Source organism: Nocardioides malaquae, from assembly GCF_015070385.1.
In the GTDB taxonomy this organism is placed as follows: Bacteria; Actinomycetota; Actinomycetes; order Propionibacteriales; family Nocardioidaceae; genus Nocardioides; species Nocardioides malaquae.
Genome location: NZ_JADCSA010000201.1, coordinates 1 through 320 on the forward strand (window position 1 = coordinate 1; position 320 = coordinate 320).

Annotated in this window: 1 rRNA gene; it reads left to right on the forward strand. The window is 54.1% G+C overall.

Annotated elements, in window-relative coordinates:
• Positions 1 to 320: ribosomal RNA gene (locus IEQ44_RS15685) — 16S ribosomal RNA — on the forward strand; the annotation flags it as partial.

Genomic DNA, 320 nt, shown 5'->3' on the forward strand with positions numbered 1-320 from the left:
AAAGTACTTTCAGCGGGGAGGAAGGGAGTAAAGTTAATACCTTTGCTCATTGACGTTACCCGCAGAAGAAGCACCGGCTAACTCCGTGCCAGCAGCCGCGGTAATACGGAGGGTGCAAGCGTTAATCGGAATTACTGGGCGTAAAGCGCACGCAGGCGGTTTGTTAAGTCAGATGTGAAATCCCCGGGCTCAACCTGGGAACTGCATCTGATACTGGCAAGCTTGAGTCTCGTAGAGGGGGGTAGAATTCCAGGTGTAGCGGTGAAATGCGTAGAGATCTGGAGGAATACCGGTGGCGAAGGCGGCCCCCTGGACGAAGA